Raw genomic sequence first — 20474 nt, 5'->3', positions numbered from 1 at the left:
CGCCCCGCCCGTGACCGGGCGCTCCTCCCTGTGGCCGGGGGGCGCCCCCCACATGGAGCGGCGCACCCCACTACCAGGGGGACCCCGTGAGCGGGGCGGCGCGCCCCCGCGACGGGGGCCCCCGCGACGGGGGGCGTCCCTGCGAACGGGTGTCGTTCGTGCGCGTGTCCGGTCCCGTATTCGGTCAAATGAGCGCCGAACAAAGCTATTTGGTGCAGCCGGCGGCGCAAATTCCGTCAGCTGGAGGCAGCTCGGAAGAGCCGGGCCGGCGCATACCCCCCGACTGATACACATACCCCCTCAGTGCGACGTGTCAGGCGTGTGTGCGACGAGTCAAGGGGAGTGATGGCGAAGAGCGCGGACCTCGGGGACTCCCTCGGCCGCATCGGCCACACCGAGCTGACCAAGGCGCTCGGCGCCTGCGGACGCGAGGGGTTCACCGGGCAACTGCGGGTGTCCGGCAGCCCCGGTGGCACCTTCCACCTGCGCGACGGGCTCGTCGTCGCGGCCGAGACCCCCGGCGCGCCCGGAGCCATGGCTCTCCTGCTGCGCTCGGGCCGGATCGACGGCGAGCGGTGGACCGAACTCGTACGCGAGTCGGGCGGAGCCCGCTGGCCGGCCGCCGCGCTCATCGCCCACGGCTACGCGGGCCCCGCCCAGCTCCGGGTCGTCTGCGCGATGGCGCTGCACGACGCGGCCTTCGCCATCGCCGCCGGCCGGGTCGACGCCTGCGAACGCGAGCCGGGCGGCGAGCCCTCGGCCCCGGTCCCCGTCGGCGAGGGACCCACCCGGATGCTCCAGGACGCGGCCCGCAAGCTGGCCGCCGTGGCCGCACTGCCGTACCCGGTGCGCCCGGACCGCGAGCGCCCCCGGCCCGCCGCCGCTGCCGACGTCCCGCTCTCCGTGCTCCGGCAGGAGCTGCTCGCCCACGCCGACGGCCGCCGCACCATCCGCGACCTGGCCTTCCGCACCGGACGCGGGGTCTACACGGTCACCGTGGAGGTGGCTCGGATGCTCGCCGAAGGGTTCATGGAGTGCCCCGCCGCGCCCGCGCCCATACCGGTCCGTGTCCCGCCCCGGACCGGCGCCCTCGCCCGGCGGGAGCCGACGCCCCCGCCACCGCCGCCCGAGCCGGTCCCCGTACCGGCCTCGCTGCCCCGCCGTACACCCGGCGCCAGCGGCATCACCGAAGCGCTCACCCCGCAGAAGAACGGGGCGAGTTGGAGAGGTTTCTTCCGGCTGCGGAACGGAACCGCGAAATGGAGTTGAGTACATGGACCAGGAAGCCCTGGCACTCGAAATGCGCGGCCTGCGCCAGCAGGTGACCGGCATCACCGACACGGCCCTCGCCGCCGCGGACGGACTGCTCATCGCAGCCGACACCGCCGACTCGATCGACCCCGAGTCGCTCGCCGCCCTCGCGGCGGCCGGCCTGGGCCTGGCCCGGCGCACCGCGCAGGCCACCGCGCGCGGCGCGCTGCGGCAGACGGTGACGTACGGCAGCCACGGCTGCGCCGCCTTCTACGCCGTCGGCGACAACGCCCTGATGGTCGTGCTGGGCGACGAGGGGATGGACGTGGACCGGCTGCACCGGGCGACCGCGCCCGCCCTGCGGCGGATCGACTCGATCCTGACCGCGAAGACCCCCGAGGGAGTGTGAAGGGATGGCGACGAAGCGAATGACTCCCGGTTTCTCCGATCAGGTGATGGGCCTGGTCAAGGCGCTGCGCAACGACGCACCGGACTGCCTCGCCGCCGGCGTGGTCGACATGTCCACCGGCATGCTGCTGTCGTACGAGACCGTCGACAACCACCCGCCCGAGGTCCTGGACCTGCTGGCCGGGGCGACCCTCGACCTGTTCCAGGGGCGCACGGTGGTGATGATCGAGGACGTCTTCAAGGAGCGCCGGGGCATCGCCAGTGAGAACCACTTCTTCCAGGAGATCCTGGTCAACAGCGACAACCTGACCCACCTGTTCCTGCGGATGACCGAGCAGCAGGACGTGGTGGCGGTGGTCGTGTGCCGCAAGTCCGTCAACGTCGGCATGCTCTTCGCCCAGGCCCGCCGCGTCGTGAAGGAGTACGGCCTCTGATACGGGACCCGCACGGCACGGCCCCCGTGACCGGGGTCCGCGCACGCGGACGGCCCCTTCCCCGCCGGGGAAGGGGCCGTCCGGCCGGGGGCGCTACTCGGTGCGCAGGCCGTCCGGGCGCATCAGCCGCAGCAGCGGCGGCAGGCTGAGCAGCGTCACCGCCAGTACGACGGCCGCTCCGATGCCGGCCATGGTCACCACGCTCGCCCAGTCGACGCCGACCGTGGTGCCGGTCATCCTCAGCAGCACCGCGCCGAGCGTGAGGCCCACCACCGAGGCCAGCAGCAGCCCCAGCGCGATCGGTATCGCCGTCTGCCACAGCACGGACATGCTCAGCGTCCGCCGCCGGGTGCCGAAGGCGACCAGTGCCGACAGCAGCTTCCTGCGCTCGCGCAGCTGCTCCAGCTGCGACACCAGCAGACTCGCGCCGATGAGGACCAGCACACAGGCCGCGCCCACGTACAGGCCGGTGCGGATGGAGACGAACTTCCTCGACTCCCGCTCGGCCGACCACACCGCCGCGGTCGCCATGGGGTCGATGGCCGCGGCCGTGTTGCGCACGTACTCGTGCACGTCCGGCACCGACTCGTCCAGGGACAGATAGACCGAACCGGTCAGCGTCGCCGCCGCCTTGGCGGGCACCGCGGCCGGCGTCATCAGGAAGCCGATGCGCGTGTCCCCGGTGGGGTCCTGCACCGAGCGGGCGTGCTTGAGGGCGCGCGGGACCGTCCACAGGATCTCCGGGCCCCGCTGCATCCGGTAGCTGGTGTCGAGGTACAGCCTGCTGCCGGGCCTGGCCAGTTTCGCGGTGTCGCCGTCGTCCTCGGCGCCGCTGAGCGCGAAGACGTCCCCGTTCCGGCAGGAGGGCAGGTCGGCCATCTGACGCAGGGTCGCGCAGTCGCCGATGGTCACCTGGGTGGAGAGGGCGGGCCCTTCCTCGGTGCGCCAGCTCCCGTTGCCGGCCTCCGTGGACGACAGCGCGAAGACCTTCCGCACGCCCTTGGTGGCGGCCAGCTTCTGCCGGGCCGCGGCGACCGGCACCCCGCGCGGCACCGAGACGTCCATCTGGACGCGGGACACGTCGTTGCCGGTCTGCTTGGTGTACTCGCTCTGCACCCCCGCGAAAACCATCTGCAGGGCGATCGCCCCGGCCACCGCCACCGCGATGCCGTTCACCATGCGGGCCGCCGTGCCGCTGCTCAACTGCAGCCGTCGTACGGCCAGTTGCCAGGCGACCGAGCCGGAGCCGAGCCGGGCGACGACCGTCTCCACGATCCACGGCAGCAGCGCGGTGACGCCGATGAGCAGCAGCATCACACCGCCGACGACCAGGTACTGGTTGAAGTCGCCGTTGGCGCGGCCCTGGCCCAGCATCGGGTAGAGCATCGCCAGGCCGGCCAGCGGCAGCAGCAGCCGCCACCACAGCCGGCGGCGCGTGGGCTTGGCCGTCCGCACCACGCCGAGCGGCTCGATGACCACCCCGCGCAGCGCCAGCAGCGTGACCAGCACCGCGGCCGCCGGGACCGCGAGGGCGACCAGCGCGGCGAGCGTGGGCGAGGGGTCCAGGTAGCTGGGGAAGACGCTGATGCCGAGGAGCTCGACGGAGCCCGCCACCTGCCGGCCGGCGAGGAAGAAGAGGGTGCCGAACACCAGGCCGAGCAGCGATCCGGCGAGGGCCTCGCCGGCCGCGATCCGGCGGGTCATCCGGCTGTCGGAACCGACCAGCCGCAGGGCGGCCAGCCTGCGGTCGCGCCGCTCGCCGCCGAACCGCACGGCCGCGGCGATGAACACGGCCACCGGCATCAGCAGCACCACGAAGACGACCAGCACCAGCAGGATCAGCACCGGGTCGCTGCTGTCGGAGCCGGAGGGCTCCGGGTGTCCGAACGCGGCGATCCGCCCGACCTGCCAGCCGTTGATGTGCTCGGCGAGGTGGCGTGCGCCCGCGTAGTAGGCGAGTTCCTGGGAGCCGATGAGCCCGGGCTCGCCGATGGTGCCGGTCACCCGGTAGGGCAGCCGCTCGCGCAGCGGCCCGCCCTCGTCGGAGTCGAGCAGCCGCTTCAGCGCGGGGGAGACGACCATCTCGCCGGGCGCCGGGTACGCGGACAGGCCGGGGGCGATCGGGGCGCGCGGCCCCTCGGGCTCCACCAGGCGCCCGCGGATGTCGCTGTCGTGGAAGCTGGTGTCGACGTCCGCTATCAGCAGCGTGTTGTCGGCCTTCGGCCGGATGTGCTGGTCGTAGGTGTAGTCCAGGCGCGCCGCCTCCCGGTCGTGGCGCACGGCGAGCGCGTTGGGCACGGCGGTGGTCAGCAGCAGCAGGGCGACGCCCAGCCCGACGCCCACCGCCGTAAGCAGCACCCGGATCCAGCCCTCGCGTCCGCCGGTGACCGCGAACCTGGCCCCCATGGCCAGGTCCCTGGCCCACACCCGGACCCTGGGCTCCGTCCGGGCGGCAGGGTTCCCCCGTGGCGTGTTCATACGAGCCGCTCCATGTCCCGGGACCTGCCGTCCCGTACGACGATCTCGCGGTCGGAGTAGGCGGCCACCCGGGCCTCGTGCGTGACCAGCACCACGGCGGCATTGGCGGAGCGGGCGGCCTCGGTGAGCAGTTCCATCACGCGCTCGCCGTTGAGGGAGTCCAGCGCGCCGGTCGGCTCGTCGGCGAACAGCACCCGCGGTCCGGTGACCAGCGCCCGCGCCACCGCGACGCGCTGCCCCTGGCCGCCGGAGACTTCGCCGGGCCGCTTGCGGCTCAGGTCGTCGACCTCCAGCCGCTCCATCCAGCCGAGCGCGGCCCGCTCGGCCTCCTTGCGGGGCGTGCCGTTCAGGCGCAGCGGCAGGGCCACGTTCTCCACGCAGGTGAGCTCGGGCACGAGCTGGCCGAACTGGAAGACGAAGCCGAACTCCGAGCGCCGGAGCGCGCTGCGCTGGGCGTCGTTCATGGCGGACAGCTCGCGCCCGTCGTAGGTGATCGTCCCGGAGTCCGGGGGGACGATGCCGGCCAGGCAGTGCAGCAGGGTGGACTTGCCCGACCCGGACGGGCCCATCACGGCGACGATCTCACCGGGGTGGATGGAGAACTCGGCGCCGTCCAGCGCGGTGGTGGGGCCGTAGGCCTTGCGCAGGTTCTCGGCGGCCAGCAGGGAGCCTGGGGGAGGAGTCACCGGGTCACCGCCTCGCGGAGCTTGTCGAGGCGGGCGGCGGTCAGCTCGAGCCACCGCAGGTCGGCCTCCAGGTGGAACAGGGCGTGGTCGCAGATCAGCTGGTCCGCCAGGTCGCCGCGGCGCTTGCGGTCGGTCAGGATCCGCATGCTGCGCAGGTGCTCGGAGCGCTGGGCGTCGAGGACGTCGGCCGCGTTCCGGTGGGTCAGCAGCGCGAGGACGACCTTCGTGTAGAGGGTCGACTGCAGATACGGCTCGGGCTTCTCCGGTGTGGCCAGCCACCGCTCCACGTCGGTGATGCCGGCGTCGGTGATGGCGTACCGCTTGCGCTCGGGACCGCCGCCCGCCTCGATGCCGTCGACTTCGACCAGGCCGTTCTTCAGCAGCCGGGACATCGTCGAGTAGACCTGGCCGTAGTGCAGCGGCCGGTCGTGACCGAACTTCTCGTCAAAGGCGCGCTTCAGGTCGTAACCGTGGCGCGGCCCGGACTCCAGGAGCCCCAGGAGTGTGTGACCGATGGACATGACAGCACTCTACACACCGTGTATACGCGCCATGTATACGCCGAGTGCCGAGATCATGGCGGGGGGTACGGCCGTGCAGGTCGCCGTCGATTGTCACGGTTCTGCTACGGGGCCGGGGTGTGCGTCGGCAGGGGGTGGGCGGCCGGGGCCGGTCCGGGGGTCCCGCCCTGCTCAGGGCCTGTGCGGGCCCTGAGCGGGACTCTGCGCAAGGACTGGCGGGCCCTGGGCGGGACCCTGCGCAGGGGGCGGCCGCGCACTGCCTGTCCTGGCCTGTCCTGCGGGCCCTCCGCCTGTCCTGCGGGCCCTCCGCCTGTCCTGGGCCCTCCGCCTGTCCTGCGGGCCCTCCGCCTGTCCTGCCGGCCCTCCGCCGGCCTAGGTGCCCTGCTGGTCCCGGGGGTCCCGCGGGCTCCGCGGGGGCCGGCCGCGGCGGGGGAGGGGGCCCGTCTCGCGGGGCAGGCGGCCCGCCTCCGCGAGGGCGCGGCGCAGCAGGAACTCGATCTGGGCGTTGGCCGAGCGCAGTTCGTCGGACGCCCAGCGCGCCAGCGCGTCGTACACCGACGGGTCCAGCCGCAGCAGCACCTGCTTGCGCTGCTGCGGCCGGCGGCGGGGAGCCGCCTCCTCGGAGTCCTCGGGCGAGGCCGTCACTGGTAGAGCGTCCCGGTGTTGAGGACGGGCTGCGGGGCCCGGTCCCCGCACAGCACCACCATCAGGTTCGACACCATCGCCGCCTTGCGCTCCTCGTCCAGCTCCACGATGTCCCGCTCGGCGATCCGGGCGAGCGCCGCCTCGACCATGCCGACCGCGCCGTCCACGATCTGCCGCCGGGCCGCGACGACCGCGCCGGCCTGCTGCCGCTGGAGCATCGCGGAGGCGATCTCGGGAGCGTACGCCAGATGGGTGAACCGCGACTCGATGATCCGCACTCCGGCCGCGTCCACCCGGGCGTGCAGCTCCACGGCGAGCTTCTCGGTGATCTCCTCGGCGTTGCCCCGCAGCGACAGTCCGCTCTCGTCGTGCGCGTCGTAGGGGTACTCGATGGCGATGTGCCGGACGGCCGCCTCGGTCTGGGTGGCGACGAACTCCAGGTAGTTGTCCACCTCGAAGGTGGCCTGCGCGGTGTCCTGCACCTTCCACACCACGACCGCGGCCAGTTCGATCGGGTTGCCGTAGGCGTCGTTGACCTTCAGGACCGCGGTCTCGTGGTTGCGTACGCGGGTGGAGATCTTCGTCCGCGAGGTGAACGGGTTCACCCAGCGCAGCCCGTCCTCGCGGATCGTGCCCCGGTAGCGCCCGAAGAGCTGCACGACCCGGGCCTCGCCCGGCGCCACCATGTTCAGCCCGCCCATGGCGAACAGGGCGCCGATGCCGGTCAGCACGCCGACGACGATCAACGCGGCCTTCACGCCGGTCGCGGTGACGGTCGCCCCGCCCGCCACCAGGGCGACCGCGAGGACCAGCCCGAGCAGACCGAGGAGCAGCGCGAGTCCGCCCCCGATGCTGCGCGCCGGGAACTCCCGCACGCGTGGCGCGGGCATCTCGGGCACGTCGGCGGCGGGCGCGGCGGCGGACGCGGCGCCGGGGCCGGCGTCCTGGCCGGCGGCGGGTGCGGTGTCCTGGGTGTCTCGTGCGGACATGACGGTCCCCCGTTCTCTGCGAAGTGCGGCCGAGCGATGTCGTCGGCCTAGCTAAGTGATATCACTTTAGCATTTCGCGGCAACCTTCGAACCCCTTGGGACGTCGGTTCCGTTGGGGCGGGTGCTGATTGTCACGTCCGCAAAAGGGCGGATGAGGGGCTCTTTGTCACAGAGGGTGGTGTTAGCTTTCTGAGCTGACCTGAGCCACCCACACGAGTGACTGTCGAGACGGAAGCGGAGCGAACGGACGCATGGGACGAGCGGAAGAGAGACGAGCGCGACAGCGCGGCGGCCGCCGCGCCGCGCCCAGGCGCTCGTCCGGGATGCCGGCGGCCGGCGTCGGGGACGCGGGCGGCGCCGCGGGCGGCGGCAGGGCCGCGGCCCGGCGGGCGGCCCGGCCGGCCACGGCCCGCCGCGGCGGCATACGACGGCTGTTCACCTGGAAGAAGATCCTCGGCACGTTCCTCGGCGTGTGCCTGCTCGGCATCGGCGCCTTCATCGTGCTGTACCTGGTCGTGCCCATACCCAAGGGCGGCAACGAGGCCGCGCAGCGCGAGAGCAACGTCTACGAGTTCAGCGACGGCACGGTCCTGGCCCGCAAGGGCGACGTCAACCGCGAGAGCGTGTCCCTGGACCGGGTGCCCAAGGACGTCCAGCACACCTTCGTCGCCGCGGAGAACAAGAGCTTCTACCACGACTCCGGCGTCGACCTGAAGGGCACCGCGCGCGGTGTGCTCAACACGCTGACCGGCAAGGGCACCCAGGGCGGTTCGACGATCACCCAGCAGTACGTCAAGAACTACTACCTCACGCAGGACCAGACCGTCACACGCAAGCTGAAGGAACTGGTCATCTCGTTGAAGGTGGACCAGAAGCTGACCAAGGACCAGATCCTGGCCGGCTACATCAACACCAGCTACTACGGCCGCGGCGCCTACGGCATCCAGGCCGCCGCGCAGGCCTACTACCGCGTCGACGCCCAGAAACTCACGGTCGCGCAGGGCGCGTACCTGGCCGCGCTGCTCCAGGCGCCCAGCCAGTACGACTGGGCGGTGGCGTCCCCCACCGGCAGGAAGCTGGTCCAGGCCCGCTGGAACTACGTCCTGGACAACATGGTCGAGCAGCACTGGCTCGACGCCGGCGCCCGCCGGGACATGAAGTTCCCCGTGCCCAAGGACCCCAGGGGCACGCCCGGCCTGGAGGGCCAGAAGGGCTATCTGATCGAACTCGCCAACAAGCAGCTCGAGCAGAAGCTGATGAAGGACGAGGGGATCCCGCAGTCCCAGGCGGAGGCCGAGGTCGTGGGCCGCGGCTGGACCATCACGCTCAACATCGACAAGAAGAAGCAGGCCGCGCTGGAGAAGGCGGTCAAGGCCGAGCTGACCAGCAAGCTGGACCCGAAGAAGCGCAAGGTGGACGGCGACGTCCAGGCCGGCGCGGTGTCCGTCGACCCGAAGACCGGGAAGATCGTCGCCCTCTACGGCGGCCAGGACTACTTCAAGCACTACACCAGCAACGCCACCCGGCGGGACTTCCAGCCCGCCTCCACCTTCAAGCCGGTGATCCTCGCCGCCGCGCTGGAGGAGGGGGCCAGGACGCAGGACGGCCTGCCGATCGACGCCAACACCGTCTACGACGGCACCAGCGGCCGCCAGGTCGTGGACCACGGCACCAAGGTCGGCTTCGGCCCGCCCAACGAGGACGGCCACGACTATGGACCCATCACCGTGCAGACGGCGATGAACCAGTCCGTGAACTCCGTCTTCGCGCAGATGGGCGTCGACGTCGGCATGGAGAAGGTGATGAGCACCGCCGGCAAGCTCGGCATGGACACCGAGGGCATGCAGGCCGTGCCCGCCCAGACCCTGGGCTCCATGGGCGCCAGCCCGCTGGAGATGGCCGGGATCTACGCCACCTTCGACAACCACGGCAGGAAGGTCACCCCGACCATCGTCGCCAAGGCCGAGCAGCGCGGCCGCACGGTCACCATGCCGGACGCCGTCGGCGACGAGGTCATCGACCGTGAGGCCGCCGACACGGTCACCTCGGTGCTGACCGGTGTGGTCGACGACGGCACGGCGAGGGACTCGGTCGCCCGCAACCCGGCCCGCGACGGGCAGGCGGTCGCGGGCAAGACGGGCACCTCCGACGAGAACAGGTCCGCCTGGTTCACCGGCTACACCCCCGACCTGGTCACCTCGGTCGGCCTCTTCGGCGAGCAGCCCAAGCCGCCGTACCGGCACGTCAGCCTGACCGGCGCCACGGGTCTCCTGCCCGGCTCCGGCCGGGTCAACGGCGGCGGCTACCCGGCGAAGATCTGGGCGGCGTACACCTTCGGCGTGACGGACGGGAACAGCAGGTTCGACCTGGACACCACCCAGGGCGCGGCGGTCCGGCCGTCGCGGTCGCCCTCGGTGTCGCAGTCGCCGTCCCAGTCACCCTCGCAGTCGCCGTCCAGCTCGCAGTCGCCCTCCCGGTCGCCGTCGCAGTCGCCGTCCCAGTCGCCCAGCCAGTCCCCGTCCAAGTCGCCCAGCCAGTCGCCCTCGCAGTCGCCGAGCAGGACTCCGTCGGGCGGCCCGGTCAGCGGCAACCCGCTGGACCCGAGCGGCCGGCAGCGGCTGGACGGCGGACCGCCGGCCCAGTGACCGCACACGCGTGAGGGGCGCCCGGACCGTCGGGCGCCCCCTCACGCGTACGGGGCGTACGCGGCGTACGAAGGCGTATGAAGGCGTACGGAGTCCGCCTCAGCCCCGGTTCAGCTCGAACCAGACCACCTTGCCCGTGCTCAGCCGGGTCGCGCCCCACCGCCGGGCCAGCCGGTTCACCAGGTACAGGCCACGTCCGTCCTCGTCCGTGGCGCGGGCCTGGCGCAGACGCGGCAGCTGCGGCGCGTCGTCGCCGACCTCGCAGCGCAGCACGTCGGTGCGCAGCAGCCGCAGCGTCACCGGGCGGCTGGTGTAGCGCACGGCGTTGGTGACGACCTCGCTCACCAGCAGCTCCACCGAGTCGGTGAGCTCCTCCAGACCCCAGCGGGCCAGCGCCCGGCGGGCCAGCCGGCGGGCCTTGCCGGGGGCGGCGTCCTCCGGCTCCAGGAACCAGTACGCCACGTCGCTCGGCGCGATCCCGTCGAAGCGGGCGGCGAGCAGCGCGATGTCGTCGTCCCGGTCTCCCGGGCCGAGCATGTCGAGCACCTCGTCGCACAGGGCCTCCAGCGGCGGGGCGTGGTCGGGCCCGGTGAGCCGCGCGGTCGCCATCAGCTTCTCGCGCAGCTGCTCTATGCCGGTCCACACGTCCCGCAGCCGCGACTCCACCAGGCCGTCGGTGTACAGCAGCAGGGTCGCCCCGGCCGGGGCCTCCAGCTCCACCGCCTCGAAGTCCACGCCGCCCACGCCGATCGGCGCGCCGGCCGGCACCCGCAGCACCTCGGCCTCGCCGCCCAGGTGCAGCAGGACGGGCGGCGGATGGCCGGCGTTGGCGATGGTGATGCGGTGCGAGACGGGGTCGTAGACGGCGTACAGGCAGGTCGCCATGCGGTCGGTGCCGAGCCGCTGCGCCTGCTCGTCGAGGTGGTGCAGCACCTCCTGCGGCGGCAGGTCGAGCCCCGCCAGGGTCTGCGCCGTGGTGCGCAGCTGGCCCATGATCGCCGCGGAGGTCATGGAGTGGCCCATGACGTCGCCGACGACGAGGGCGACCCGGCTGCCGGGCAGCGGGATCGCGTCGTACCAGTCGCCGCCCACCCGGGCGGTCTCCGCCGCGGGCAGGTAGCGGGAGGCCAGCCGGACGCCGGTGGGGCGCGGCAGGGTCTCCGGCAGCATGGTGCGCTGGAGTTCGTCGGCGATGTACGCCTCGCGGCCGTAGAGCACCGCCTTGTCGATGCCGAGCGCGCTGTGCGTGGCCAGCTGCGCGGCGACGAGCAGGTCGTCCGGCTCGAACGCCAGGCGCTCCGGCAGCCGCAGGAACAGCGCGGCGCCGATGACCCGGCGCCGGCCGCGCAGCGGGGCGAGGATGGTGCGCTGACCGGCCGGCACCGTCAGTTCGGAGTCGTCGCCGAGCAGTTCGTCCAGCGCGTCGCGGGCGGCCGGGGTGTCCGTGAACACCGGACGGACGCCCCGCAGCACCTCGCCGAGCGCGCTGCCGGGCCGCACCTGGCACAGTTCGTTGGTGACCACGGACAGTTCGGCCGGCTGCTCCGGGACCGGCGGGGGCACGTACACGCCCTCCGTGTCCCGCTCGGTGGGTATCCGGTCGGTGCGGCGCAGCCGCAGCACGAGCGGGCCCACGGGCCGCTCGTCGCCCACCGGGAGCGGCTCGCGCAGATAGACCAGGATGGCGTCGGAGAAGGTGGGCACGGTGGCCCGGCACAGGCCCATGACGATCTCGTCGAGGTCCATGCCGCGGGCGATCCGCCGGGTGGCGGCTCCCACGAACCGCAGCCGGTCCCCGTCGCGCCGCATCGGCAGCGGCCGCCCGGGCGGCAGCCCCTGCCCGGTGCGCCGCTCCTGGCCGCCGGGCGCGCCCGCGGAGCGGCCCGCGCCGCCCGCGGTCCTGCCGCCCGTCGCCGTCCCGGCCGTCCCGCCGTCGGGCACCGGGTCGCCGGCGACGCGTTTCGCGGCGGGCCGGCCGCCGCCGTTGCGGCCGGCGGCGGGCCGCGCCTCGGCCCTGGCGGCGTCGGCGGCGCTCCGGGCCTCCGCGGCCGGCAGTCCGGCGGCGGCCGGCCCGCCTGTGGCCGTGGTGCCCGTGACGCGTGCCTGCGCGGCCGCGGTGCCGTCGGCGCGTGCCCCGGCGGCCGGGGCGCCGCCCGTGTCCGCCCCTTCCGTCCCTTCCGCTCCGGCGACCGCGGGGCCGGGCGGTCGCGTGCCCGTGGCCCGGTCCGCCGCGTCGGGCTGGGCCGGGATGCACTCCGGCGCGGGGCGCGGACGGTGCGCGCCGGGCTCGGCGGAGGCGGGCTGGGAGTGCTCGGACCCGGCGCCGTCCGCGGCGCCGGCCGCGCGCGTCGCCCGTGTCCCGGCTCCGCGCCCGCCGGAGACCCGGCCGCCGCCCTCGCCGCGGGAGCCTGCCGGGGCCGCGACGTCCTGGGCGGTGTCCGCGGCGGGCCGGGGCGCCGCCGGGCGCGCCGGGGGCTCGCCGGGCCGTGACTGGGCGGGTAAGGCCGGGGCCCCCGGGACGTGCGCGGGTTCCGGGGTACGCAGGAGCGCCCCACGGGCGTCCGCGGGGTCGGAGCCCGTCTGGGGGCGTTCGAAGGAGGTCGGCTGCTCCGTCACGCGTGTCGAATCCATCCGTCCGGGGCTGCGCGCCTGGCGCGCAGTTGGTCCCGCCGAAGACCCGATACCCGGAATACGTGCCCCAGGAACGGATTTACGGCGTGGTCAGAGGCTGTTCCTGTGCCACCGGCGGACCGTCTGCGGCCCGCACGGGTATTGCCCTGGTACCCCTCGCTCACGTCCTGCCGCCCCTCAATGACGTTCGGTCAGACTCGGCGCCCGCTCCTGGAGTTGCTCCTGGGACCTGCCGCCGCGCGCCCTTGCGGAGGACGATCCTACGTTTCTTGCCCGGGGGCGCATCAAGGGTCTCATGAGGACACGTGCGCGGGCGTACGGTCCCAGTCCTCCGGCAGTGACGGTACCGCCCAGGAGGGGTCCGGGCGCCAGTCCTGCCAGCCGTCGGAGAACGGCGGCCCCCAGGCGTGGATGGCCGCCACCGCGTTCCGGCCCGCCTCCCGCACCCGTGCGGCCAGCTCGTCGTCCACCAGTCCGTCCGCCCGGGCCTGCGCGAACTCGTCCTCGTCGTGCCAGCGCCAACTGCGGTCCGGGTGCACGGAGATGTCCAGAAAGTGATCCTGGGAGTCCACGCCGCCCGCCCAACGGGTCAGCGGCTCCTCCAGGTTCACGTACCAGTTCTTGAACCGCCAGCCCGGCTCCCAGAACAGCCACACCGACCACGGCTCGCCCGGGCGGGCCAGCTTGAGCACGCCCGTGCCGGACCAGCGGTCGCGCCGCACGGTCCGCGGCTTGGTGTACCGGGAGGCGAGCGGCTCCAGATGCACCGGCGTGCCGTCGGCGAGCACCGGCTTCACGCACTCCGTGCCGGGCGCCATCCACACGGCGAGCAGCCCGGGATCGTCCCGTACGACGGTCACCGGCCGCGCGATGTGGAAGCGCGTGCCGCCGTTCTCCCGGTAGCGCCACAGGATGTGGCTGCCGGGAGTCCAGCGCGACCCCGCGCCGTCCGTCGTCACGTTCGTCACCGTTCCGTCGTCCGCCATGGGCGGATTTTAGGTGTCACGGCCGTACGACGCCGCAGGGGGCGTCACGGTTCACGCCGGGACCGCGGGCGTCACGGGTGGGTCATCCGCAGCACGTCCAGCGCCTCGTCGAGTTGCTGGGCGGTCAGGTCGCCGCGCTCCACGTACCCGCCCTCCTCGACGACCTGACGGATCGTCTTCTGCTCGGCGAGCGCTTTCTTGGCGACCTTGGCCGCCTCCTCGTAGCCGATGTACTTGTTCAGCGGGGTGACCACGGACGGCGAGGACTCGGCGTACGCGCGGGCCCGCTCCCGGTGGGCGACGACGCCCTCGACGGTGCGGTCGGCCAGCAGCCGGGAGACGTTCGCGAGCAGCCGTACGGACTCCAGGATGTTCTTGGCGATCACCGGGAGCATGACGTTGAGCTCGAAGTTGCCGGAGGCCCCGGCGGTGGCGACCGTGGCGTCGTTGCCGATCACCTGGGCGGCGACCATGAGCACGGCCTCGGGGATGACCGGGTTGACCTTGCCCGGCATGATCGACGAGCCGGGCTGGAGGTCGGGCAGGGAGATCTCGGCGAGCCCGGTCCGGGGCCCGGAGGCCATCCAGCGCAGATCGTTGGCGATCTTCGTCAGCCCCACGGCGATGGTGCGCAGCTGTCCGCTGGTCTCCACGATCCCGTCCCGCGCGCCCTGCGCCTCGAAGTGGTCGCGGGCCTCGGTCAGCGGCAGCCCGGTGACCCGGGCGACCTCCTCGATGACGGCGGCGGAGAAGCCGGGCGGGGTGTTGATGCCGGTGCCGACCGCCGTGCCGCCCAGCGGCAGTTCGGCCAGCCGGGGCAGGGCGGCGCGCAGCCGCTCCACGCCGTACCGCACCTGGGCCGCATAGCCGCCGAACTCCTGGCCGAGGGTGACGGGTGTGGCGTCCATCAGGTGCGTCCGCCCGGCCTTCACCACGTCCGCGAACTCCTCGGCCTTGCGGGACAGGGCGCCCGCCAGGTGCTCCAGCGCGGGGATCAGGTCCCGGGTGACGGCGGCGGTGGCCGCGATGTGGATCGAGGAGGGGAAGACGTCGTTGGAGGACTGGGAGGCGTTGACGTGGTCGTTGGGGTGCACGTCCCGCCCCAGCCGCTCGCCGGCGAGGGTGGCGATGACCTCGTTGGCGTTCATGTTGGACGAGGTCCCGGAGCCGGTCTGGAACACGTCGACCGGGAAGTGCTCGTCCCAGCGGCCCTCGGCGACCTCGCCGGCCGCCTCCTGGATGGCCTCGGCGACGTCCTTGTCCAGCACTCCGAGCCGCGCGTTCACCTTGGCGGCGGCGCCCTTGATCCGGGCCAGGGCCTCGATGTGGGCGCGCTCGATCCGCTGCCCGGACACGGGGAAGTTCTCCACGGCACGCTGCGTCTGCGCCCGCCACTTGGCGTCGGCGGGGACCCGCACCTCGCCCATCGAATCGTGCTCGACGCGGTAGCGCCGGCCGTCGTCGTCAGTCGTCGTCATCGTCGTACCTCCGAGAGATCCAAGCACCGGCCCGGGAAGGGCGTATTCCCCGTCTTCCCCCCTTCGCGGTCCCGGCGCGGCCCCCGCACGTGTTCCCGCCCCGCCGCGCGGGAGACGCGGCGGGGCGGTGCGACGCGGCGGGGCGGTGTGGTGGTGCGGTGGTGCGGTGTCGCGCAAGGGGCAGCCGGGTTCCGCCCGGACCGGGGGCGGCCGGCCGGCGGGTCAGCCGCCCCGCACGCTCACGTCGTCGAGGACGAAGCTGGTCTGCACGGAGGAGTCCTCACTGCCGGTGAAGGCGAGGGTCACCTGCCGGCCCGCGTACGGGGTCAGATCGGCCGTGCGCCGCACATAGCCGCTGCGGGCGTCGGCGTTGGACAGGGTGGCGAGCGTGGTGCCGTCCGCCGTGACCCGGAAGGTGTCGTACGGCGTCGGACCGGACTCGGCGGTGTCGATGTGCAGCCAGTACGACAGTGTCACCCGGGCGCACCCGGAGGGGACGGTGACCGTCTGGGCGACCGTCTCGGTGCGGGTGGAGCCGTAGCCGGCCAGCCACGCGTAGCGGCTGCCGCCGTGCGCGCTGCGCCCGCTGAACGCGCCGATGACGCCGGTGTTCCCGGTCCAGGGCGGGATGCCGCTCTCGAAGCCGCCGTTGACGGCCGCCTCGGTGCCGGCGCACCCGCCGGGGCCGTCGACCGTCAGGGTGTAGACCGTGGTCCGGGTGACCGACCCGGTGCCGGTGACGGTCAGCGGATACGTGCCGGGGGCGGCCGGGGCAGCGGCGGACACCGTCATCGTGGAGCTGCCGCCGGAGGTCACCGTGGACGGCGCGAAGGACACCGTCACCCCGGCCGGGGCGCCGGCCGCCGACAGGGCCACCGGCTGCGCGGAGCCGCCGGTCGTCGCGGTGGACACGGTCGAGGTGACCGAGCCGCCCGGACGCACGCCGCCCGCGGCCGGGGCCGCCGAGAGGGAGAAGTCGTCGCCCGGCGCGCCCTCGGCGACGGCGGTCTGCCACAGGGCACGGGCGATGCCGTCGGCCGAGCGGTCCAGGCCGGTGGCGTTGATGTTGGCGGTGGTGTCGCACGCCGAGTGGTAGCAGGAGTCGTAGGCGGCACCGGACGTACCGCCCCACTTGGCGGCCTGGGCGGAGGTCTTGCGGGCACTCGCCCCCATCGCGTAGCCGGACGTCGGCACGCCCGCCTGCTCGAAGGAGTAGTCGTCGCTGCGCCCGGCGCCCTCGGTGTTCTCCTCCGGCCGGAGGTTCAGCGCGTCCCAGTACGCCTTGAGCGGCGCCGCCGCGGCCGAGGTGATGTGGTTGATGAAGTAGCCGCCGTTGGGAGAGGCGACCATGTCGAAGTTGTAGTACGCCTTGATCCTGGCGCGCTCGGCCGAGGACAGCGAGCGGACGTAGGACTCGGAGCCGTTCAGGCCCTGCTCCTCGTCCGTCCACCAGGCGAAGCGGACCCGGTTGAGCATGGCGGGACTCCGCTGCGCCAGCACCAGGGCGTTCTCCAGCAGGGCGGCCGAGCCGGAGCCGTTGTCGTTGATGCCGGGACCCGCCGAGACGCTGTCCAGGTGCGAGCCGAACATGTAGACCTTGTTCGCGTCGCCGTACGGCCACTCCGCGATGAGGTTGGGTCCCGCCCCGCTGCTGCAGCCGGAGGTGCACGGCTGCTCGGTGACCGTGTAGCCGGCCGCCTGCAGCCTGCCCTTCACATAGGCCACGGAGTCGGTGTAACCGCGGGTGGTGGAGCGGCGGGTGTTGCCGTTGCGGCCGGCGACGGCGTTGAGCTCGCTCAGGTGCGCCCGCACCTTCGACACGTCGATGTCGGGGGCGGCGGCAGCGGCGGGCGGCGCGGTGCGGGCGGCGGGTGGCCCCGCGGCGGCCGCGGTCGCGGTCGCGGGGAGGGCGGCCGGCCCGAGGGCGACGGCCAGGGCGAAGGGCAGGGTGAGGGGCAGGGCGCGGCGCAGGGCGCGGGGCGCCCCTGTGACTCTTCGTTTCACCAGGTCTCCTCGGAAGGTGGCGGTGGGGTGCGCCACGTCATGGACCTGAGGGAGTCTTTGGACATGTCCATGACGGGAGTGGCAAAACGGTCACAGCGGGCCGGCGGACGGGTCAACGCACGGACCGCCCGTCCGGGCCGGCCGGCACACAACGGCAACCGGTGTCCGTCAACCGGACGCCAGGCGGCGGGACCGGTGTGCGTCACGCGGGCGACGGGTGGCGGGACCGGTGTGCGTCACGCGGGCGACGGGTGGCGGGACCGGTGTGCGTCACGCGGGCGACGGGTGGCGGGACCGGTGTCCGTCCGTCAAGCGGGCGCCAGGCAGCGGACACGCTCGTGGAAGTCGCGCACCTCCCGGACACCGCCCCAGGCGCCCGTCAACCGCGCGTCCAGCGCGCGCAGTTCCCGCACGATGGTCAGCCGGCCCGTGCGCGCCGCCTCCTCGGCGACCGGAACCGCCCAGGCCAGCGCCGCCTCCAGATCGCCCGAACAGGCGTGGCAGTCGGCGAGCCGTACGGTCAGCAGCAGCCGGGCCGGCACCATCGCCGGCGCCGCCGCCCGGAGCGCCCGCCCGGCCGACCGCGCCGCGCGCCGTCCCGTGGCCCACACGCCGGTGACCGCGGCCAGGTCGCGCAGCGCGCCCCCGATCGCCGACTCGATCCGCACCTGCCCCTGCTCGGCGGCCAGCCACGGGGCCTCCGCCAGGTCCCGGGCGCCCAGCCGGTCCAGCCACCAGCGGCTGCGCTCGGCGTGGTGACGGGTGCGCGCGCCGTCGCCGAGCGCCGCGCAGGCCCGCGCCCGGTAGGAGTGCGCGAGCGCGGCGATCCAGGGCCGCCGGCCGCCCAGCCCGCCGAGCGCCTCCGCGTAGGCGAGGGACGAGACCGGGTCGCCGTCGAGCCGCGCCAGCGTGCACAGGTCGGTCATCAGCGTCGCGCGCACCACCAGGTCACCGGTCGCCTCCGCCCAGCGCAGTCCGTGCCCGGCCCAGGCCATCGCCAGCGCCGCCTGGCCGCGCTGCATCCGCAGCCGGGCCGCGAGCTGCGCGTAGTGCGCGGCCAGGCGCAGCTGGCCGTGCGGCGAGCGGGCCGCGGCGGCGACGCCGCGCGCCCAGCCGAGCAGCGAGTGCAGCAGGTGCTCGACGGTGCCGAGAACGGCGGTGGAGACGCTGTGCAGCGTGATCTGCGCACAGCGGTCGCACAGCGCGGCCAGGGCGTGCAGCGCGTCCAGCGCCTCGGCGCCCCCGAGGGGCGCCGCCGGCCCTGGTGCGCCGCCGGGCCCGCCGCCCGCGTGGCGCACCAGGGCCAGCAGCGGCGGTACGTCGACGAGGTCCGGCACGGGGCAGTCGGCGGGCCCGTGCACCGGGCAGGGCGTACGACCGGGCACCAGCCGCCGGGGCCACTCCGCCGGGTCGGCCGGGGAAGAGGCCACGACGGGCGGCGGCGGGCTGACGGGCAGGGGAGGGAACGGTTCGCCCAGGGAGACGTGGGTGGGGGCGCCACCGGGGGTGACGGTGACGAAGAGGGGCCCGCCGCCGAGGGTGGGGCCGTGGTCGGGGGTGGCGAGGAGGGGGGCGTTGTCTTGGGTGGTGAGGGTGGGGCCGTCGTCGGGGGTGGTGAGGGTGGGGCCGCCACCAGGGGTGGCGCGGAAAGGGGCGTCGCCGAGGGCGGGGGGCGCGGTGCCCCGCCGGCCGTGTGCGTGCGGTCGGCCGTCTGCGCCCGGCGCGTATGGCGGGGTCGGTGGGCCCGGAGCGAACGGCGGGGTCGGTGGGCCCGGCTCTCCGGTCGGCGGGGTCGGTGCGTACGGCGGGGTCGGTGGGCCCGGCTCTCCGGTCGGCGGGGTCGGTGCGTACGGCGGGGTCGGTGGGCCCGGCTCTCCGGTCGGCGGGGCCGGTGCGTACGGCGGGGTCGGTGAGCCCGGCTCTCCGGTCGGCGGGGCCGACTCCCCGGCCGGCCCCCGCACTTCCGGCCGGCCCGGCGTACCCCAGCCACCTGACCGGCGCCACCCGCGCGGGCCGGCGGGCTCTCCAGGGCCGGTGGACCCGCCGGGAGCGGCCGTCCCGCCCGGCACGCCCCGGCCGTCCGGCCGGAGGGCCCCGGGTCCGTCCGGAGTTTGAATTCGGCTGGGACCTTTCGGTCGGTTCGAACCCTCGAGCCGGTCGGGAGCCTTTGGCCCGTCCCCACCAGGACGGGCGCCCGCACCCTGAGGTCTGCCCGCGCCCTGGTGTGTGCCCGAGCCCTGGGGTCTGCCCGGCTCCGGCACTCCCACCGGGGCCGGGCGGGCCACCCGCTCTCCGGTCCCAGCGGGTCCCACGTGCCCAGCAGGTCCCACAGGCGCTGCGGAGCCCCCCTGCCGCGGGGAGGCCGTTGCCCGTCCGACGATCTCCGACCGTCCGGGGGCCACTGCCCGTCCGGATGCCCGCGGCCTTCCCGGCGCCCCCGACTCCGGAAGACTCCCCTGGCCGCCCTGGCCGCCCTGGCCGCCCTGGCCGCCCTGGCCGCTCTGGCCGTTCCAGCCGCTCTGGCCGTTCCAGCCGCTCTGGCCGCTCTGGCCGGGCCCGCGGGAGTGGGCCGGGCGGCCGGAGGCGTCCGGGCCGTGGGGATGCGGGGCGGCGACGACGGCGCCCCAGAGGCCGTCGCCGCGGCCGTCGCCGCCGTCTCCGGGCACGTCGACGCGGACCGCGGCGTAGGCCAGCCCACCGCCCGCGCCCAGGGCCCGCTCCAGCGACGCCATCACCGCGGTGGGGATCCTCCGCACCCCGGACTCCCACTTGCTGATCACACTGGGGTGGTAGCCGACGCGCACGCCCAACTGCCGCTGGGTCAGGCCGCTGCGCAGGCGGTGGTACCGCAGCCGCTCGCCCGCCTCCGCCCACGGGGAGCGGGCGAGCGGTTCGGAGGAGGGCCCGTCACGGCCGTCCCCCCTGGTGTCGTCGTCCGTCGCCGGCATCGCTGCCCCCTGCTCCCGAGGGTCCCGTCACGAGTCGTGCCGATCGGTCGTCGCCCGATGGTAGGGACGCGGCGGCCCGGTGGGCACCCGTCCGACGGCGCTGGAGGACCCGAACCGGCCCCCGCCGACCGAATCGGGCCGCCGGCCCCCGCGCCGAACGAATCAGCCTGCCGCCCCGAACGGATCGGGCTCCCGGCCTCCGTGGGCCCGAATGAGCCTGCCGCCCCGAGCGGATCGGGCTCCCGGCCTCCGTGGGCCCGAATGAGCCTGCCGTCCCGAGCGGATCGGGCTCCCGGCCTCCGTGGGCCCGAATGAGCCTGCCGTCCCGAGCGGATCGGGCTCCCGGCCTCCGTGGGCCCGAATGAGCCTG

14 protein-coding genes and 1 pseudogene are annotated in these 20474 nt (G+C 74.3%); 4 read left to right on the top strand and 11 right to left on the bottom strand.

All coding sequences use genetic code 11. From position 1 onward, the window contains the following. Nucleotides 1-345: 345 nt before the first annotated feature. From ACI2LW_RS01240 to ACI2LW_RS01230, 3 genes are read left to right on the top strand one after another with little or no spacing between them, the layout of a single operon-like run. On the top strand, nt 346-1269 hold the full coding sequence (locus tag ACI2LW_RS01240) for a MarR family transcriptional regulator (RefSeq protein WP_404729028.1): 924 nt from the start codon (nt 346-348) through the stop codon (nt 1267-1269). A gap of 4 nt (nt 1270-1273) precedes the next feature. Beyond that, nucleotides 1274-1660 (top strand): roadblock/LC7 domain-containing protein, encoded by a 387-nt coding sequence (locus ACI2LW_RS01235; protein ID WP_404729027.1) that lies wholly within the window; start codon nt 1274-1276, stop codon nt 1658-1660. 4 nt (nt 1661-1664) lie between these two features. Then, nucleotides 1665-2093 (top strand): hypothetical protein, encoded by a 429-nt coding sequence (locus tag ACI2LW_RS01230; RefSeq protein WP_404729026.1) that lies wholly within the window; start codon nt 1665-1667, stop codon nt 2091-2093. A 93-nt stretch (nt 2094-2186) separates the two neighbouring features. On the opposite strand, the gene ACI2LW_RS01225 is transcribed toward ACI2LW_RS01230, so the two are convergent. From ACI2LW_RS01225 to ACI2LW_RS01205, 5 genes are all read right to left on the bottom strand, one after another. Beyond that, nucleotides 2187-4571 (bottom strand): ABC transporter permease, encoded by a 2385-nt coding sequence (locus tag ACI2LW_RS01225; RefSeq protein WP_404729025.1) that lies wholly within the window; start codon nt 4569-4571, stop codon nt 2187-2189. Continuing rightward, nucleotides 4568-5257, bottom strand: coding sequence for an ABC transporter ATP-binding protein (locus tag ACI2LW_RS01220; protein ID WP_404729024.1), 690 nt, complete (start codon nt 5255-5257; stop codon nt 4568-4570). The genes ACI2LW_RS01225 and ACI2LW_RS01220 overlap by 4 nt, the downstream gene beginning before the upstream one ends. Continuing rightward, nucleotides 5254-5778, bottom strand: a complete 525-nt coding sequence (locus ACI2LW_RS01215) for a PadR family transcriptional regulator (RefSeq protein ID WP_404729023.1) — start codon at nt 5776-5778, stop codon at nt 5254-5256. Before ACI2LW_RS01215 ends, ACI2LW_RS01220 begins: the two co-directional genes overlap by 4 nt. A gap of 372 nt (nt 5779-6150) precedes the next feature. Beyond that, entirely contained in the window at nt 6151-6423 is a 273-nt protein-coding gene (locus tag ACI2LW_RS01210; protein WP_404729022.1) for a hypothetical protein, read from the bottom strand. After that, complete coding sequence (locus tag ACI2LW_RS01205) at nt 6420-7313, bottom strand: SPFH domain-containing protein (protein WP_404729487.1); 894 nt, start codon at nt 7311-7313, stop codon at nt 6420-6422. The genes ACI2LW_RS01210 and ACI2LW_RS01205 overlap by 4 nt, the downstream gene beginning before the upstream one ends. A 350-nt stretch (nt 7314-7663) precedes the next feature. Here ACI2LW_RS01205 and ACI2LW_RS01200 point away from each other — a divergent pair, with 350 nt between their 5' ends. Beyond that, a complete protein-coding gene (locus ACI2LW_RS01200; RefSeq protein WP_404729021.1) occupies nt 7664-10057 on the top strand; it encodes a transglycosylase domain-containing protein in 2394 nt (797 codons plus the stop codon). A 99-nt stretch (nt 10058-10156) separates the two neighbouring features. Here ACI2LW_RS01200 and ACI2LW_RS01195 read toward each other — a convergent pair whose 3' ends face one another. The 6 genes and pseudogenes from ACI2LW_RS01195 to ACI2LW_RS01170 all read right to left on the bottom strand — a co-directional run. Beyond that, a complete protein-coding gene (locus ACI2LW_RS01195; RefSeq protein ID WP_404729020.1) occupies nt 10157-12673 on the bottom strand; it encodes a SpoIIE family protein phosphatase in 2517 nt (838 codons plus the stop codon). Nucleotides 12674-12981: 308 nt separating this feature from the next. Then, nucleotides 12982-13674: a DUF402 domain-containing protein gene (locus ACI2LW_RS01190; protein WP_404729019.1), complete on the bottom strand. Its 693-nt coding sequence runs from the start codon at nt 13672-13674 to the stop codon at nt 12982-12984. 71 nt (nt 13675-13745) lie between these two features. Next, nucleotides 13746-15152 carry a class II fumarate hydratase gene (locus ACI2LW_RS01185; RefSeq protein ID WP_404729018.1) on the bottom strand — a complete coding sequence of 469 codons (1407 nt, stop codon included), beginning with the start codon at nt 15150-15152 and terminating at the stop codon, nt 13746-13748. 222 nt (nt 15153-15374) lie between these two features. Then, nucleotides 15375-17123, bottom strand: coding sequence for a M28 family peptidase (locus tag ACI2LW_RS01180; RefSeq protein WP_404729486.1), 1749 nt, complete (start codon nt 17121-17123; stop codon nt 15375-15377). A gap of 341 nt (nt 17124-17464) precedes the next feature. Further along, nucleotides 17465-18517 carry a hypothetical protein gene (locus tag ACI2LW_RS01175; RefSeq protein ID WP_404729531.1) on the bottom strand — a complete coding sequence of 351 codons (1053 nt, stop codon included), beginning with the start codon at nt 18515-18517 and terminating at the stop codon, nt 17465-17467. 1344 nt (nt 18518-19861) lie between these two features. After that, nucleotides 19862-20104 (bottom strand): annotated as a pseudogene (locus ACI2LW_RS01170) (helix-turn-helix domain-containing protein); the annotation flags it as partial. Nucleotides 20105-20474: the final 370 nt, after the last annotated feature.

The organism is Streptomyces sp. NPDC004065 (genome assembly GCF_044903565.1).
Classification (GTDB): Bacteria; Actinomycetota; Actinomycetes; order Streptomycetales; family Streptomycetaceae; genus Streptomyces.
Note: the sequence above shows the minus strand (reverse complement) of the source record. Positions and strands in the feature narration are given on the sequence as shown.

Coding starts and splice junctions, on each gene's coding strand:
- ACI2LW_RS01205 (WP_404729487.1), bottom strand. CDS start 7,313: ATGCCCGCGCCACGCGTGCGGGAGTTCCCGGCGCGCAGCATCGGGGGC.
- ACI2LW_RS01235 (WP_404729027.1), top strand. CDS start 1,274: ATGGACCAGGAAGCCCTGGCACTCGAAATGCGCGGCCTGCGCCAGCAG.
- ACI2LW_RS01185 (WP_404729018.1), bottom strand. CDS start 15,152: ATGACGACGACTGACGACGACGGCCGGCGCTACCGCGTCGAGCACGAT.
- ACI2LW_RS01190 (WP_404729019.1), bottom strand. CDS start 13,674: ATGGCGGACGACGGAACGGTGACGAACGTGACGACGGACGGCGCGGGG.
- ACI2LW_RS01225 (WP_404729025.1), bottom strand. CDS start 4,571: ATGAACACGCCACGGGGGAACCCTGCCGCCCGGACGGAGCCCAGGGTC.
- ACI2LW_RS01230 (WP_404729026.1), top strand. CDS start 1,665: ATGGCGACGAAGCGAATGACTCCCGGTTTCTCCGATCAGGTGATGGGC.
- ACI2LW_RS01240 (WP_404729028.1), top strand. CDS start 346: ATGGCGAAGAGCGCGGACCTCGGGGACTCCCTCGGCCGCATCGGCCAC.
- ACI2LW_RS01200 (WP_404729021.1), top strand. CDS start 7,664: ATGGGACGAGCGGAAGAGAGACGAGCGCGACAGCGCGGCGGCCGCCGC.
- ACI2LW_RS01215 (WP_404729023.1), bottom strand. CDS start 5,778: ATGTCCATCGGTCACACACTCCTGGGGCTCCTGGAGTCCGGGCCGCGC.